This is a genomic window from Pseudooceanicola aestuarii (assembly GCF_010614805.1).
GTDB lineage: Bacteria > Pseudomonadota > Alphaproteobacteria > Rhodobacterales > Rhodobacteraceae > Pseudooceanicola > Pseudooceanicola aestuarii.
Genome location: NZ_JAAFZC010000002.1, coordinates 224249 through 237710, shown reverse-complemented (window position 1 = coordinate 237710; position 13462 = coordinate 224249). Strand labels below are relative to the sequence as shown.

The following is a 13462-nucleotide window of genomic DNA, read 5'->3' as shown; positions in this document are numbered from 1 at the left end:
CCTGCCCCGGTCCGCAAGGGCCAAAGACGAGCCGCAGCGCGGCGGTTGCCGCGCATTGACCCCGTGGCGGCCGCATTTCGACCCGCTTTTGATGCGACTTTTCGCCATCTATCGCTGGGATTATCGAAAGGAGCGCATATGATATCTTTGTTCGGATCGGGGGGTGGCACCCTGTTCCAATCCCTTGGACTGGGCCGCCGGGACCGCGCCGAGGAGACCACGCCCGAGACCGGACCGCAGGCGTCTCCGGCGCCCGTGGCCGACGCTCTGACCGCGGATGCCGTGACAATGGCCGCAAAGGGCGTGGTGGCAGAGGCCGTGGTGGCAGAGGTCATGCCAGACGCGACACAGGCACCCGCAGCGTCCGCCTCAGCTGCCGCGGCGCCGCAGGCCCAGGACGACGCGGCACCGTCCTTTGCCGCCGTTCAGGCCCGCGCGAATGAAGAGGCCCGGCCCACCGCCGACCTGTCCGCCCGCGCGCAGGCGGAGGCGACGCAGCGCGCCCTGCAAGCCGCGCGTCTGGTGGATGCCATCGCCGCACCTGCTGCGCGCAGCTATGCCGCAGCCGGCGACGGATCGGCGCTGTTGCAGGCCGAGGCCGCGAACGATCGGCCCCGTGCCGAGCTGGATCTGACGGCCTGACCGTCCCTCCCCCCCCCCCCGCTCCGCAAGGTCCAGGCCGTGGTTTGGATTTGGTCCGGGCGGGGGGAACTGGCTACATCAGGAAGATATGGAACAGCGCCGCCAGCGCGACCACCACCAGCGCCGCCAGAACCCCTGCGATCACGTCGTCCAGCATGACACCGGTGGGACCGTGCTTGCGATCCGCCCAGCCGACCGGGCCTGGTTTCAGGATGTCAAAGGCGCGGAAGGCACCGAAGGCCACGATCCAGCCGGGCCAGAGCGCGGTCAGATCCGCCCCCGCATAGGACGCCCCGAAGGAGACCGGGAAGAAGGCGATCCATTGGCCGACCAACTCGTCCACCACGATTTCCGACGGGTCGTGATCGGCCTGGCCGCGCGTCTCCTGCGCTGTGGCCCAATGGCCCAGCCCGTAGAACAGCGCGATCCCCAGGGCCAGCAGCGCAGGTCCGCCCAGCACATGCAGCACCCAGGCCAACGGCAGCGCCGCCAGCGACCCCCAGGTGCCCGACGCGGGCTGGATATGCCCGACACCGCCCAGCGTGGCGATCATCGCGGAAAGCTTCATGCTCTGTCCTCCGGCCTGTGCGGCGCGGCGATCAGCGTCGCGGTGGCCAGGGCGGCGATCCCTTCCCTGCGCCCGGCAAAGCCCAGCTGTTCGGTGGTTGTCGCCTTGACGGAGACGCGGCTGACGTCGATGTCCAGGCAGGCGGCGACAACGGCGCGCATCGCGCCCGCATGGGGGCCGATCCTGGGCGCCTCGCAGATCAGGGTGCAATCGACATTGGCGATCGCATAGCCGCGCTCCGCCGCGCGGCGGGCCGCATGACGCAGGAAGATGTCGCTGGCCGCGCCCTTCCACTGCGGATCGGAGGGCGGGAAATGCTGCCCGATATCGCCATCCGCCAGCGCGCCGTAGATCGCGTCGGTGATCGCATGCAGGCCGACATCGGCATCGGAATGCCCCGTCAGCCCGCGTCCGTGCGGCACATGCACGCCGCACAGCACGACGTGATCGCCCTCGCAGAAGGCATGCACGTCAAACCCGTTGCCCAGCCGGACATCCATCTGTGTTTCCTTTCGCCGCAGGATCGCCTCGGCCCGGGCGTGATCGCCGGGCCAGGTGATCTTCAGATTGTCTTCGTTGCCGGGGGTGATGGCAATATCCAGCCCCGCCGCAAGGGCCACCGCGACGTCATCCGCCGCCGCGTCCGCCCGGGCGGCAGCGGCCTGATGCGCTGCGGTGATCGCCGCCAGGTGGAACCCCTGCGGGGTCTGGGCGCGGAACAGCCCGTCGCGGGCGCGGATCGCGGTGACGTGGCAGCCGGTGATGTTGTCGCCGGCATCCGGCCTGTCACTGCCCTGCCACAGCGCGTCGGTCACCGGCAGGCCGGGAGCGGCGGCAGGCGCATCGTTCAGCGCGGCGCGCACCGCGTCGATCACTGCCCGGTCCACGCAGGGGCGGGCCACGTCATGGATCAGCACCCGGTCGACCCCGCGACCCGCCAGCGCCGCCAGCCCTGCCCGGACCGAGGCGCCGCGCGTTGCTCCTCCGGCCACCCGTTCGACGGCTGCCGGCAGGCCCGGCATTTCCATGTCATCGGGATGCAGTACCAGCACCACGGGCGACAGCCCGGCCTCAAGGATCGCCGCCAGCGTCCAGTCGGCCACGCGCCGGCCGGCCAGGGGCTGCCATTGCTTGGGCAGGTCGCCTCCGGCGCGCAGGCCCCGGCCCGCCGCCACTATGATCGCTGCATCATTCATGTCATGTGACCGCCATTGTGCCCCCTGCCGGCGGAGCTTCGTCGCCGGACCCGTCAGGGATATGATGCCGGCCCGGCAAGGGCAACGGTTGGCCGCAACGGGTGTGGTGCCTATTTTTTGGGCGTTGACCTTGCGGCGTGGCCGCCTTTTGGGCCGTATTCGGGCCGGTTTCGTTGTCGCGGGCAGGGTTATCGTCTAGCCAGAAGTCACTGCACAAGGATTAAGCATGTCGTTTGTCTTTCCCCTTCAGGCCGCGCGCAGCGCCGTTTGCCTTGCCCCGCTGGCGGGAATCACCGACCGGCCGTTCCGGGACCTGGTAGGCCGGTTCGGCGCCGATCTGGTGGTCAGCGAGATGGTTGCCAGCCAGGAAATGGTCCAGGCCAAACCCGGCGTGCGCGAACGGGCAGAGCTGGGCGCGGACCAGGCGCGGACATCGGTCCAGCTGGCCGGGCGCGACACCGGCTGGATCGCCGAGGCGGCGCGCATGATCGAAGGGCAGGGCGCCCGCGTGATCGACATCAACATGGGCTGCCCGGCCAAGAAGGTGGTGGGCGGGCTGTCAGGATCGGCCCTGATGCGGGAGCCGGACCATGCTCTGCGCCTGGTGGAGGCGGTGGTTGGCGCCGTCTCCGTGCCGGTGACGTTGAAAATGCGGCTGGGCTGGGACGACCACAGCCGGAACGCCCCTGACCTGGCGCGCCGGGCGGAAGACGCCGGGATCGCCCTGGTCACGGTGCATGGCCGCACCCGCTGCCAGTTCTACAAGGGCCGTGCCGATTGGGCTGCCATCGCGGCGGTGAAACGGGCCGTCACCATTCCCGTGATTGCCAATGGCGACATAACCGGCCCCGCCACCGCCCGCGAGGCGCTGCGCCTGTCGGGCGCGGACGGGGTGATGATCGGACGGGGCGCGCAGGGCCGGCCCTGGCTGCTGGCGCAGGTGCTGGCGGACCTGGCCGGAACGGCGCCGCCCGTGGTGCCACAGGGGGCTGCGCTGACCGCGATGGTGCGGCGCCATCACGGCGAGATGCTGGAGTTCTACGGTGCCGATCTGGGACTGCGCGTCGCACGCAAGCACCTGGGCTGGTACATGGACGGCGCCGCCACCGCGCCGGAGCTGCGCGGGCGCATCCTGCGCGCCACCGACGCCGGGGAAATCGCGCGGATGCTGCCCGAGGCGCTGGAAACCCCGCCCCGCCAGATCGAGGAGGCCGCCGCATGAGCGCCCCGCAAGACCCCGCCACCCCGCGCCCCGGCCGCACCTCTGCCGCGCGACAGGACGCGGTGATCGCGGCGGTCGAGGATACCGCGCTCTGGTCGTCGCTGCCGGTACCGGCGCTGGTGCTGGATCCCGAGGATTCGATATTGACGATCAACGCCGCCGCCGAGGGGTTCCTGAACACCTCTGCCAAGTCGATCCGCGGGCAGCGGGTCTGGGAACGGGTGATGATCGACAGCCCGTTGGAGGACGCCTTTGTCCGGGCGCGCGACACGGCCTCGCCCCTGTTCGTCAATGATGTCGATGTCGGCACCGGCGAACGCGCGCCGCTGCATTGCAACTTGCAGATCGCACCGCTGCTGGATCATCCGGGGCATATGCTGTTCCTGATTTCGCCGCGTGAACTGGCCGGGCGGATGACGCAGGACCATTCGGTCAAATCCGCCGCGAAATCCGCCATCGGCATGGCCGAGATGCTGGCCCACGAGATCAAGAACCCGCTGGCGGGCATCACCGGGGCGGCGCAATTGCTGTCCATGGGCCTGTCGGGGGAGGATCTGGAACTGACCGACCTGATCGTCGCCGAAAGCCGCCGCATCGTGAAGCTGCTGGAACAGGTGGAGCAATTCGGCAACCTGACCCTGCCCGACCTGAAGCCGGTGAACCTGCATGACGTGCTGGACCGGGCGCGGCGCTCTGCGCTGCTGGGTTTTGGCGCCTCCATGAAGATCGTGGAGGATTACGACCCCTCCCTGCCGCTGGCGCAGGGCGACCCGGACCAGCTGTTGCAGGTTGTGCTGAACCTGCTGAAGAACGCGGCAGAAGCGGCGGGCAAGGATGGGGGCCGTATTCGCCTGCACACCTATTTCGAACACAGTTTCCGCCTGCGCCGGTCGGACGGGCAGGGCAAGTCCCTGCCGCTTCAGATCGAGGTGGAGGACGACGGCCCCGGCCTGCCGGAGGAGATCAAGGGCGACATCTTCGATCCCTTCGTCTCGGGGCGGGAGAACGGCACCGGTCTGGGGCTGGCGCTGGTCAGCAAGATCATCTCGGACCATGACGGCTGGATTTCCGTCACCTCGGTTCCGGGGCGGACGAAATTCCGCATCTCCCTGCCGATGGCGCCCAAGGACAAGAAGCCGGCGAAGCCTTCGCCCGTGGACAACGAAAAGGAGTAATCCCGCATGGACGGCACGATTCTGGTGGCGGATGATGACCGCACGATCCGCACGGTGCTGACGCAGGCCCTGACGCGGGCGGGCTGCAAGGTACATGCGACCTCTTCCCTGACCACGCTGATGCGCTGGATCGGCGAGGGGAAGGGCGATGTCGTGATCTCGGACGTGATGATGCCCGATGGCAACGGGCTGGAGATGCTGCCCAAGATTTCGCAGGACCGGCCCGGCTTGCCGGTGATCGTGATCTCGGCGCAGAACACCATCATGACCGCCATCCAGGCGGCCGAGGCCGAGGCCTATGATTACCTGCCCAAGCCCTTCGACCTGCCCGACCTGATGAAACGCACCGCCCGCGCGCTGGATGCCCGGCGCCGCGCGCCGCAGGCCCCCCGGCCCGAGGAAAACGATCGGCCTGACGACCTGCCGCTGGTCGGGCGCACGGCAGCGATGCAGGCGCTTTACCGGTTGGTGGCACGGGTGATGAACACCGATCTGCCGGTGCTGATCGCGGGCGAAAGCGGTACCGGCAAAAGCCTGATCGCCAAGGCCATTCACGATTTCTCCGACCGGCGGACGCTGCCTTTCGTCGCCGTCAGCGCCGGGGATCTGCAAGATCTCGAAGGTCCGGCGCGGGTTCTGGCGCGGGCCAAGGGCGGCACCATTCTTTTTGACGAAATCGCCGATATCGACGCCGAGGTGCAAGCCCGCATCGTGCGCATGATGGACGGGCCGGCGGATTCCCTGCCTCGGTTCATGGCGACCTCGCAGGGGGATCTGAACCGCGCGATGGAAGAGGGGCGGTTGCGGCAGGATCTGTTCTACCGCCTGTCCGGCGCCACGATCCAGGTGCCGCCGCTGCGCGAACGGGTGGACGATATCCCGCTGCTGGTCGAACATTTCCTGGGCCGGGCAGAGCGCGAGGGCGCGCCCAAGCGCTGGTTCTCGGACGAGGCGAAGGAGATGATGCGCACCTATTCCTGGCCCGGCAACGTGCGCCAGCTGGAAAACGCCATTCGCCGTCTGGCGCTGACCGCCCGCACCGACGAGATGACACGCGCCGAGGTGGAAAGCGTGCTGGGCAATCAACCCGCGACCGAACCGGTGCTGGGCCAAAGCGACGGAGAGAAGCTCTCAGGCTCGGTCGCGCGTCATTTGCGCCGCCATTTCGATTTGCACGGCAACATGTTGCCTCCGCCCGGTCTCTATGCGCGGATCCTGCGGGAGGTGGAACAGCCGTTGATCGAGATCGCGTTGGAGGCGACGGGCGGAAACCAGGCGAAATGCGCCGATCTGCTGGGAATCAACCGCAATACCCTGCGCAAGAAGATCACGGATCTCGATATTCGCGTGACACGCCGCCGCAAGTTGATGTAAAACTGCCACAGAAGAGTGGCCGATGGGCGTCAGCCCCCGGTAGAGCCACTACATGTAGCAGTAGGCGCCTGGGGGCGCCGCATCAGACAGGGGCAACTTGTGGCAACGCGGGCACGACAGCCAAGCTGGAATCGGCTGGTGCGGTTGCGGCGGCAACGCCGTTTCCAGAATTTCGCTACCCTCGGGCTGGTGATCCTGGGCCCCTCGCTGGCCTTTGCGACCTTCCTCGTTCTGGGGCCGCTGGACCAGGGGGCGGCGGCGCAATCGCTGCGCCTCGTCCTGCTGGCGGATCTGGTCTACGTGCTGGTCGTCGCGGCGCTGGTGTTGCAACGGGTGGCGCGGATGATCGCGGCGCGGCGGGCGCAATCGGCCGGGTCACGGCTGCATCTGCGGCTGACCGGGGTATTTGCGCTGATGGCGCTGATCCCTACGGTCACCGTGGCGATCTTTGCCGCGTTGACCATCAACATCGGGCTGGAGGGCTGGTTTTCCGACAGGGTGCGGCAAGTGGTTGGCGCCTCCCTTTCTGCCGCGCGGGCCTATGAGGACGAGCACCGGCAGGATCTGCGCGACGACGCCAATGCGCTGGCCGATCTTCTGGACAGCACCCGCGATGCGCAGTTCTTCATCGGGGATGCGGAGCTGCGCCAGGTTCTGACCTCCGGGCAGGCGCAGATCCAGCGCGGGTTGAAAGAGGCCTTTGTCATCGACGGCGCAGGAGAGATCCGGGCGCGGGGGGAGCGGTCCTACCTGTTCGATTTCGAACAGCCGCAGCCCGCGCAAATGGTGCAGGCCGAGGCCGAGGGCCTGCTGATCATCGAGGATTGGGACAACAATGAATTCCGTGCCCTGGTGGCGCTGGACCGGTTTCCCGATCGGCTGCTGTATGTGTCCCGGGAGGTCGATGGCCAGATCCTGAACCTGCTGGACGACACGCAGGAAACGGTGCGCCTGTACCAGCAACTGGAAAGCGAACGCGGCCGGGTGCTGTTTGAATTCGGGCTGTTGTACCTGGGCTTCGCGGTCATCCTGATCCTTGCCGCCGTCTGGCTGGGCCTGTGGTTCGCGGAACGGCTGTCGCGGCCTGTGGGGCGGCTGACCGGCGCGGCGCAACGGGTCGGTGAGGGCGATCTGAATACCAGTGTCTACGAAGAGGAAGGCGACGACGAGATCGCCCTGTTGTCCCGCTATTTCAACCAGATGACCCGACAGCTGAAGCAACAGCGCGACACCCTGCTGACCAATACCCGGCAGATCGAACAGCGCCGGCGGCTGTTCGATTCGGTGCTCAGTTCGGTCACCTCCGGGGTGGTCGGGCTGGATGCGAAGGGGCGGGTGACCTTCGTCAACCGCTCCGCCGAACGGTTGCTGGACTGGCACGAGGAAAAGCAGGACATGGCGCTGGCCGTCGCGGTGCCGGAATTCGGCGCGCTTTATGAACAGCTGCGCGCCGGGCCGGGGGAGGTCGTGCAGGACGAGGTCAAGGTCTCGCGCAATGGCCGGATGGAGAACCTGCTGGTGCGCATGTCCACCCGCCGCAACGCCGAAGGACGGCGCGAGGGCTACGTCGTGGCCTTTGACGATGTCACCGATCTGGTCGCGGCGCAGCGCATGGCCGCCTGGGGTGACGTGGCACGCCGCATCGCGCATGAGATCAAGAACCCGCTGACCCCGATCAAGCTGTCGTCCGAACGGATTCGCCGCAAGTTCGGTCGCCATCTGGACGCGGAACAGGAGGCCGCGCTGGAAAGCCTGACGGATGTGATCATCCGCCAGACAGACGATCTGCGCCGTATTGTCGATGAATTCTCCAAATTCGCGCGGATGCCGCAACCCGAACCCCGCGACGAGGATATCGCCGATCTGCTGGGCCGCGCGGTGACCTTGCAGGAAAGCGGTCAGCCCGACGTGGCCTTTGCCACCGATATTCCCGATAGCGCCGTGCCCGCCGAACTGGATGCGACAATGATCATGCAGGCGCTGACCAACCTGATCAAGAACGCCGGCGAAGCCACCCAGACCCTGCGTGAAAAGGGCGCGCCGGACGGCTACGCCCCGCAGATCCGCGTCAGCTTGCGGGCCGATGCGGCCAGCGGTCAGGCCGAAATCCGTATCGCCGACAATGGCGTCGGCCTGCCGGAGGACCGCGCCCGGCTGTTCGAACCCTACGTGACCACCCGCGACAAGGGCACCGGCCTGGGCCTGCCCATCGTGAAGAAGATCGTCGAGGAACATGGCGGCAGCCTGATCCTGGACGACGCACCCCGGTTCGACGGGGCCGCACATTCCGGCGCCATGGCGGTGATCCGGCTTCCGTTGAAGCCGGACGCCACGCCGGACAAGGAAAAATGAGGACGGTAATGAGCGACATTCTTATTGTTGATGACGAACGCGATATCCGCGAATTGATTTCGGACATTCTGGAGGACGAGGGCTTTACCACCCGGCTGGCCGGAAATTCCGACGATTGTCTGGGGCATCTCAACAGCGAGGCGCCCGGCCTGATGATCCTGGACATCTGGCTGAAGGACAGCCGAATGGACGGGATCGACATCCTCAAACATGTAAAGCGCAACAATCCCGACGTACCGGTGGTGATCATTTCGGGCCATGGCAATGTCGAGATCGCGGTCGCCGCGATCAAGCAGGGCGCCTATGACTTTATCGAAAAGCCGTTCAATATCGATCAGCTGCTGGTCGTTATCCGCCGCGCCATGGAAACCAGCCGTCTGCGGCGGGAGAACAATCAGCTGAAAAGGCGGGAGGTTCAGGCGGCCGAGATGATCGGCGCCTCGGGTGCGTTCCGCACGCTGGTCAGCCAGTTGGACAAGGTGACGAAATCCAACGGCCGGGTGATGTTGTCGGGGCCTTCCGGCTCGGGCAAGGAGGTCGCGGCGCGGTTTGTGCATGCAAATTCGGCGCGTGCCGATGCGCCGTTCGTCACCGTGAACTGTGCCCAGATCGACCCCGACCGGATGGAAGACGTGCTGTTCGGCCGCGAAAGCGGAGAACGTGGGATCGAACCCGGCCTTCTGGAACAGGCCCATGGCGGCGTGATCTATTTCGACGAAGTCGCGGATATGCCGCTGGGCACCCAGTCCAAGATCCTGCGCGTGCTGGTCGATCAGCAGTTCCTGCGGGTTGGCGGTGCGGACAAGGTGCGTGTGGATCTGCGGGTGATTTCCTCCTCCGCGCGCAATCTGGAGGCAGAGATCGAAGCGGGGCGCTTCCGGCAGGAACTCTATCACCGGCTGAACGTGGTGCCGATCGCCGTGCCCTCACTGGAGGACCGGCGGGAGGACATTCCCCTGTTGGCCGAACATTTCATCGAAGGGCTGCACAAATCCCAGGGCCTGCCCCTGCGCGCGCTGTCCGAAGAGGCGGCGGCGCTGATGCAGACGATGGTCTGGCCCGGCAATGTGCGTCAGCTGCGCAACGTGATCGAACGTATCCTGATCCTGGGCGAGGGGACCGGCGATATCGACGCCCGCGAAGTCCCGAGCGAGGAGGAAAAGCCGGTGGATGGCGACGGGCGTGTGGTCATCTCCGGCTCTGTCGCGACGCTGCCCCTGCGGGAGGCGCGAGAGGCGTTCGAACGGGAATATCTGCTGACGCAGATCAACCGCTTTGGCGGCAATATCTCCAAAACCGCGCAATTCGTCGGGATGGAACGCAGCGCCCTGCACCGCAAGCTGAAGTCGCTGAACGTGGTCACCACCTCGCGCTCCGGCAACCGCGTGGCGCATGTGGACGAGGATGAGGGCGCAGAGATCGACGCCTCGTCGTGATCCGTGCGCCGCTGTGAGGGGCTGCTGCAACGGGTCTGAAGGATCGTCGGATCGGGCCGGGTGACGAGTCCGGTGCGCGGGCTCTCGGGCGCGGCGGTAGGCCCGCCCGTCGGGCGTTCCGCAAAACGGCGGTATCGGGCGCTCAGCGGGTCAGCCGCAGGGCGCCATCCGCAATTTCGATCCGGGAGAAGCGGTCCAGATAGGTCATGCCCAGCAGGGGCATCCGCATGTTGCCCTCGTTCACCATGGCGCGCAGGTCGAAATCCTCAACCGGGCCAAGGGACACATTGTCGAGCGTCACCGCCGCCGTGCGCACCGATCCGTTGGCCGTGGCCGCCGTGCCGGAAAACACCAGCCGGTCGGTATCGATCCCGGCGGCGCGGGCGGCGTCGCCGGTCAGCACCACGTCGGAGGCACCGGTATCCACCATGAAGGTGATGTCGGTGCCGTTCACGTTCAGCCGGGCGTAGTAATGGCCATCCGCCTGCCGGGGCAGTTCGATCACCGCGCCGCCCTGGATCACGCTTTGCTGCGGCATCAGGGTCTGGCGGATGTTGCCCCACATGCCCACCGCCGCCACCATGCCGACAAAGATCAGCGCCCACAGCACCGCGTGACGGGCCAGGCTGCCCAGTTGGCGCCGGTTCGAAACCAGAAAATAGGTCCCGACCACCACCAACAGCAGCACGAGATAGGCCAGCTGTCCGAAATCATTCCCGCTCATGATGAAGATATAGGCGCTGCCCGCCCCCCTGTCAGCCGCCCAGCCCGAAATTCCGCAGCCCGTCCAGCACGAATTGCACCGAAAGCGCCGCCAGCAACATGCCCAGGATCCGGGTGACCACGTTGATCCCGGTCTTGCCCAGGCCACGCTCCAGCCAGCCGGCGGTCAGGAACAGGGCAAAGACCAGCAACAGCACCGCCGCCGTGACGCCCAGCACCGCCAGCAAACCCGGCAGGCCGGATTGCTGTCCGGCCAACAGGATCACCGTCGCGATGGCACCCGGCCCGGCGATCAGCGGGATCGCCAGCGGGAAGGCCGAGGGGTCGGGCAGGGCCTCGGGGTCTTCGGACTTGTCCTCCCGCCGCTTGGCGCGGCGTTCGAACAGCATGTCCAGCGCGATCAGGAACAGCAGGATGCCACCCGCGATGCGGAAGGCGGGCATGGAAATTCCGATCAGGTTCAGCACCTGTTCGCCGAACAATGTGAACAGCGCCAGAACGCCAAAACCCAGACCGCAGGCCCGGATCGCCACACCGCGCCGGTGCCGCGCATCCGCACCCTGTGTCAGCGCGGCAAAAAGCGGGGTCAGCCCGATCGGGTCGATGATCACGAACAACGTGACGAAGGCGGGCAGTAGAAACGCGGTATCCATGCGGCATTAGGAACATGTCCCGCCCGCCGGGGAAAGCGTTTTCGCGTCCAAGCCGGGGCATGGGGGCAGCGGTCCTGTGGGGCCGCGCGGGACCGGGCAGGGGCGGGCAGCGGCGCCCGCGCCCGCCGGAGGGGACGGTGCGCGCGCTGGCCGGACGGGCCGCGCAAACCGCGCCCTTGTCCCGGACAGATTTGCAGGTGAGGCGCCGCCGGACGGGGCCGCGGCGACGGGCTGCCGGGGCCGGTCAGGCCTCGGCCGTCTCCAGCTTTTCCAACGCGGTCATCCACAGGGCTTCGGCCTTCTCCATGGCCTCGCGCAATTCGGCGTATTTGCGGTTCCAGACCTGCAATTCCCCCACCCGCGCATCTTCGTAAAGCGCCGGATCTGCCAGCTTGGACGACAGTCGGTCGCCCATTTCGGACAGTTTCTTGACCCGGTCCTCGCATTTTCGAACCTCCGAGCGCAGGGCAAGGATCTCGTCCCGTGAGGGGCGGCGGCGCGGCTTCTCGGCCTCTGCCCGGGCCTTCTGGTCCTTCTTTTCGGCGCGCGCCGGGGCCAGCAGGTGCTGGCGGTATTCCTCCAGGTCGCCCTCGAACGGCGCGACGCGCCCGTCCTTGACCAGCCACAGCCGGTCGGCGACGAGGCTCAGCAGGTGCATGTCGTGGCTGACAAGGATCACCGCGCCGGTATAATCGGTCAGCGCCTCCACCAGCGCCTCGCGGCTTTCGATGTCCAGGTGGTTGGTCGGTTCGTCCAGGATCAGCAGGTGCGGCGCGTCCAGAGTGGCCAGCATCAGCGACAGCCGCGCCTTCTGCCCGCCGGACAGCTGACCCACCAGCGTATCGGCCTGTTCCGCCCCGATGCCGAAGCCCCCCAGCCGGGCGCGCAGCCTGGCCGGGGCCTCCTCCGGGCGCAGGCGGCGCAGGTGGTCCAGGGGTGTTTCGTCGGTATGCAGCTCGTCCACCTGGTGCTGGGCGAAATACCCCACCCTCAGCCGCGATGACCGGGTGACCTTGCCCGAAAGTGGCGCCAGCCGGTCGGCCAGCAGCTTGGACAGGGTGGATTTTCCCTCGCCGTTGCGGCCCAGCAGGGCGATCCGGTCGTCCTGATCGATGCGCAGGTCCAGCCGGGTCAGCACCGGCTGCCCGTCATATCCGACCTGCCCGCCCTCGATCCGCAGGATGGGCGGGGACAGTTCTTCGGGTTCCGGGAAGGTAAAGCGGCGCAGCGCCGCCTCCTGCGGGCGGGTGATCGGTTTCAGCCGGGCGATTGCCTTCAGTCGCGATTGCGCCTGCCGGGCCTTGTCCGCCTTGTAGCGGAAGCGATCCACGTAGCTTTGCAGATGCGCACGCCGGGCGTCCTGCTTGCGCGCCTCCGCCTCCGCCACGGCCAGCCGGGCGGCGCGGGTTTCGGCGAAGGTGTCGTAATTGCCCTGGTACAGCGTCAGCTTGCGGTCCTCCAGGTGCAGGATCGCGCCCACCGCCCGGTTCAGCAGCCCCCGGTCGTGGGAGATCACCAGAACCGTGTGGGGATAGGAGGTCAGGTAGCTTTCCAGCCACAGCGCGCCCTCCAGGTCCAGATAGTTCGTAGGCTCGTCCAGCAGCAGCAGGTCGGGTGCGGCGAACAGGACAGCGGCCAGCGCCACGCGCATCCGCCACCCGCCGGAGAAGGCCGAACAGGGCATCCGCTGTTGTTCGTCGTCAAATCCCAGCCCCTTCAGGATGGTGCTGGCGCGGCCCTCCGCGGACCAGGCATCGATATCGGCCAGGCGGGTCTGCACCTCGGCGATGCGGGTGGGATCTTCTGTCGTCTCCGCCTCGGCCAGCAGCTCGGCACGTTCGGTATCGGCGGCCAGCACGGTATCGATCAAGGAGACCTCGTTACCCGGCACCTCCTGCGCGACACCGCCGATGCGGGCGCGCGACGGCAGGGAGATGGCGCCGCCTTCCAGCGCCAGCTCCCCCCGGATCAGGCGGAACAACGTGGTCTTGCCGGTGCCGTTGCGGCCGACGATGCCGACCTTGTGGCCGGTGGGAATGGTGGCGGAGGCCTGTTCCAGCAGGGGGCGGCCGGCCACGGAATAGGAGATGTCTTCGATCCTGAGCATATGCGCCACCTAAC

Annotated in this window: 11 protein-coding genes; 6 read left to right on the top strand and 5 right to left on the bottom strand. The window is 67.3% G+C overall.

The annotated features are described in order from the left end of the window. The first annotated feature begins 138 nt into the window (after positions 1 to 138). Positions 139 to 642, top strand: coding sequence for a hypothetical protein (locus G5A46_RS14095; protein ID WP_163850344.1), 504 nt, complete (start codon positions 139 to 141; stop codon positions 640 to 642). 73 nt (positions 643 to 715) lie between these two features. Here the strand turns inward: G5A46_RS14095 and G5A46_RS14090 are convergent, their stop codons facing one another. Both G5A46_RS14090 and G5A46_RS14085 read right to left on the bottom strand, forming a co-directional pair. Then, positions 716 to 1210 (bottom strand): phosphatidylglycerophosphatase A family protein, encoded by a 495-nt coding sequence (locus G5A46_RS14090; protein ID WP_163850343.1) that lies wholly within the window; start codon positions 1208 to 1210, stop codon positions 716 to 718. After that, on the bottom strand, positions 1207 to 2406 hold the full coding sequence (locus tag G5A46_RS14085) for a bifunctional 2-C-methyl-D-erythritol 4-phosphate cytidylyltransferase/2-C-methyl-D-erythritol 2,4-cyclodiphosphate synthase (protein ID WP_163850342.1): 1200 nt from the start codon (positions 2404 to 2406) through the stop codon (positions 1207 to 1209). The genes G5A46_RS14090 and G5A46_RS14085 overlap by 4 nt, the downstream gene beginning before the upstream one ends. 226 nt (positions 2407 to 2632) lie before the next feature. Here G5A46_RS14085 and dusB point away from each other — a divergent pair, with 226 nt between their 5' ends. The 5 genes from dusB to ntrX all read left to right on the top strand — a co-directional run bounded on the left by dusB (position 2633) and on the right by ntrX (position 9965). After that, on the top strand, positions 2633 to 3628 hold the full coding sequence (gene dusB, locus G5A46_RS14080; RefSeq protein WP_163850341.1) for a tRNA dihydrouridine synthase DusB: 996 nt from the start codon (positions 2633 to 2635) through the stop codon (positions 3626 to 3628). After that, entirely contained in the window at positions 3625 to 4803 is a 1179-nt protein-coding gene (locus G5A46_RS14075; protein WP_163850340.1) for a two-component system sensor histidine kinase NtrB, read from the top strand. The genes dusB and G5A46_RS14075 overlap by 4 nt, the downstream gene beginning before the upstream one ends. A 6-nt stretch (positions 4804 to 4809) precedes the next feature. Further along, positions 4810 to 6177 carry a response regulator gene (locus G5A46_RS14070; RefSeq protein ID WP_163850339.1) on the top strand — a complete coding sequence of 456 codons (1368 nt, stop codon included), beginning with the start codon at positions 4810 to 4812 and terminating at the stop codon, positions 6175 to 6177. A 135-nt stretch (positions 6178 to 6312) separates the two neighbouring features. Continuing rightward, positions 6313 to 8529, top strand: coding sequence for a sensor histidine kinase NtrY-like (locus G5A46_RS14065; RefSeq protein WP_338050041.1), 2217 nt, complete (start codon positions 6313 to 6315; stop codon positions 8527 to 8529). Between the two features lie 8 nt (positions 8530 to 8537). Then, positions 8538 to 9965, top strand: a complete 1428-nt coding sequence (gene ntrX, locus G5A46_RS14060) for a nitrogen assimilation response regulator NtrX (RefSeq protein WP_163850335.1) — start codon at positions 8538 to 8540, stop codon at positions 9963 to 9965. A 142-nt stretch (positions 9966 to 10107) separates the two neighbouring features. Here ntrX and G5A46_RS14055 read toward each other — a convergent pair whose 3' ends face one another. The 3 genes from G5A46_RS14055 to G5A46_RS14045 all read right to left on the bottom strand — a co-directional run bounded on the left by G5A46_RS14055 (position 10108) and on the right by G5A46_RS14045 (position 13448). Then, positions 10108 to 10689, bottom strand: a complete 582-nt coding sequence (locus G5A46_RS14055; protein ID WP_163850333.1) for a retropepsin-like aspartic protease family protein — start codon at positions 10687 to 10689, stop codon at positions 10108 to 10110. Positions 10690 to 10720: 31 nt separating this feature from the next. Further along, a complete protein-coding gene (locus G5A46_RS14050) occupies positions 10721 to 11341 on the bottom strand; it encodes a MarC family protein (protein WP_163850331.1) in 621 nt (206 codons plus the stop codon). Between the two features lie 244 nt (positions 11342 to 11585). Continuing rightward, a complete protein-coding gene (locus G5A46_RS14045) occupies positions 11586 to 13448 on the bottom strand; it encodes an ABC-F family ATP-binding cassette domain-containing protein (protein WP_163850329.1) in 1863 nt (620 codons plus the stop codon). Positions 13449 to 13462 lie beyond the last annotated feature (14 nt).